Raw genomic sequence first — 2,706 nt, 5'->3', positions numbered from 1 at the left:
ACTGGAAATTGGGAATATGAAATTGTATTTACCGAAAAAATAAAAACTGCTGGCAACAATGGTAATCGTTGCACAACCCTATAATTTCATAAAAACAAGGCATTCTTAGCACTTTTAAGCGTGTCTTTCTTATGAGTTTTCCTATTGAAACTTAAAATTAGTGTCGCTTAAAATCAAGCTATTATTACCAAATAGTGACTTTATTTTGAAAATGACCAACGCGAGTGATCTTGCTCCACTTTTTGCCGTTTTTGTGATGAATTTCAGGTATTTCTTCAAGTTATACCCAATAGGTTTATACAAATAATCTAAATCTAACTCAGAAGATAAACGACGATGAAAGTTCTCCGTTGGAATGCGATCACTTAACTGAAAATTGTTGAATAATTTTTCTTGATAGATTTTCTTGCCTTGCATTATTCAAGATACGAAATTTATCAATATCTTAGACTTGTGAAACAGGCACAGTGTGTATAAAACATGGCTAGTAAGAGCTAAACCGAAAGGTTCGTATGTATTTGCAAAGTCCGCCAAATCTACAATTTGGCATTAAAAAAAGAAAAAAATAAATGCCAAATCGCAGATTTGGCTCAGTAATAAACCGAAACTTTTGTATATATTTATACGCTACGTTTCATACACTTAACGTTAGCTGTAAGTTAAAAAAAACCTCATATGAAAAACAAAATCACAATCATTCTTTTATTAATCTCAATAAATTGGACTTTCTCTCAAGAAAAAATAAAAGCTGATATTGATATAATTAATTTTCTTGGTAGAGTTCCTCAAAAAACAGAAAGCAATTCGTTATCTGATAATTTATTAAGAATATTATACTATAAAATCCAACCAAAAGAATATCCGAAAATAGGGTATTTAAATAATAAAGGACAAATAGTAATTAAGCCTAAATTTAATATGGCTTCAGAGTTTTATGGTGATTATGCTAATGTAATTAAAGACTCTTTATACGGTTATGTAAATAAAGATGGTAAAGAAACTTATCTGGAAAATTACACAGATGTTTTCTTCTATTATGGTAATACTGGTATTGTAAAAAAGAATGGAAAATACGGTTTAATAAACCGTAAGGGCGATTCTTTAACGGAATTCAAATATACGATGGTGAGTAACTTTGGTTTCAACCATTTTAAATGCCAAACTGAAAATAAAAAAAGCCACATATTAGATTCAAATGGTAACGTTATTTTTAATCGAAGTCTAAAATTTGACATACAAAGCCATTATTTTGATAAGGATTCTATTATAGTTTTTCGAGAAACAATAGACCGAAAAAAACTAAATGGCCTTGTAAGTATTGATGAGAAAGTTATTATTCAACCTAAATTTGAAAATATTTATTTCATCAATGACAGTGAACTTTATGTTGTAAAAAATAACAAAAAGTTTGGATTTATTGACAAGTCAGGTAAGGTAGTTATTCCATTAATCTATGATAAAGTTGGGTTTAACATAAATGATAATTTAATACCTGCATTAAAAGATGGGAAATGGGGTTTTATTAACAGAGAAAACGAAACTAAAATACCATTTGAATATGATGATGCCACTGCATTTTTAAATGGTTTGGCTTTTGTGAAAAAAGGAGAAAACTATGGATGTATTAACACAAAGAATAAGATTAAAGTCAAATTCGATTTGAAAAAAACCAAATATCCTTTCTTCACCAATGATTTAGCTTTATTTGAAGAGAATGGAAAATATGGATTCATAAACAAAAAAGGAAGAATTAAAATTCCAGCAATTTATGATAAGGCACTTCCTTTCGTTAACGAATTAGCATATGTAGAAGTTGATGGTAAAGTTGGATATATAAACAAAAAAGGAGAGGAAATAATTCCAATAAAATATAAACAACTCTGGTTTGAAAGTGATGGAATTATACGATTTGCAGAATAAATTTAGAAAAAAAACCTACAGCTAACACCGGTAACCTTTGCACAACCCTATAATTTCATAAAAACAAGGCATTCTTAGCACTTTTAAGCGTGTCTTTCTTATGATTTTCGTTACTGAGTTACTAAATTAACTCCGCTTACAATCAAGATATAGCGACTAGATAGTGGCTTTATTTTTAAAATGAGCAAGCCAAGTGATTTCACTCCACTTTTTGCCGTTTTTGTAATGAATTTCAGGTATTTCTTCAAGTTATAAGCGATAGGTTTATACAAATAATCTACATCTAACTCAGAAGGTAAACGACGATAAATGCTCTTTTTTGGAATACGTTCGCTCAAACGAAAACTATTGAATAACTGTTCTTGGTATACTTTTTGCCCGCATTATTCAAGATAAGAAATTTATCAATATATTAGACTTGTGCAACAGGCACAAAAGCTATAATTAATACGGGTTTTAGCGCTTAACTCAAGATTCAGGCATATTTACGAAGTCTGCCAAATCTTTTTAATTTGGCTTTAAAAATGAAAAGATAAAACAAAATAAAATAAAAAGTTTTGGCTAAGTACTTAATCGGAAATTCAGTAATTTTAATTCCCGTACTAACCATAGCCCAGCCGTTGTGCATCATTTAAGAAAAACCCGTGAAATACATTAAACTGATTTTAATTTTACTTGTTTTTGGTTCGTGTTCTACGAATAAATCAGCAATTGGTTTATATGGAAATTGCGGAAAAAGTTACTTTGCTTGTACTCAAATTGAACTGAAATCGGACAATACTTTTG

The 2,706-nt window shown here is 29.5% G+C and carries 3 protein-coding genes; 1 reads left to right on the top strand and 2 read right to left on the bottom strand.

Translation table 11 applies throughout. The annotated features are described in order from the left end of the window. Nucleotides 1–141 precede the first annotated feature (141 nt). Nucleotides 142–417, bottom strand: coding sequence for a hypothetical protein (locus tag AB8B65_RS01300; protein ID WP_405298984.1), 276 nt, complete (start codon nucleotides 415–417; stop codon nucleotides 142–144). 258 nt (nucleotides 418–675) lie between these two features. Between AB8B65_RS01300 and AB8B65_RS01295 the strand changes: the two genes are divergently transcribed. Next, a complete protein-coding gene (locus AB8B65_RS01295) occupies nucleotides 676–1,920 on the top strand; it encodes a WG repeat-containing protein (protein ID WP_405298983.1) in 1,245 nt (414 codons plus the stop codon). Between the two features lie 110 nt (nucleotides 1,921–2,030). Here AB8B65_RS01295 and AB8B65_RS01290 read toward each other — a convergent pair whose 3' ends face one another. Then, nucleotides 2,031–2,258 (bottom strand): hypothetical protein, encoded by a 228-nt coding sequence (locus AB8B65_RS01290; RefSeq protein WP_405298982.1) that lies wholly within the window; start codon nucleotides 2,256–2,258, stop codon nucleotides 2,031–2,033. Between the last annotated feature and the right edge of the window lie 448 nt (nucleotides 2,259–2,706).

It is taken from the genome of Kordia sp. (assembly GCF_045105435.1).
Taxonomy (GTDB): Bacteria; Bacteroidota; Bacteroidia; order Flavobacteriales; family Flavobacteriaceae; genus Kordia.
This window is presented reverse-complemented; position numbering and strand designations above follow the sequence as displayed.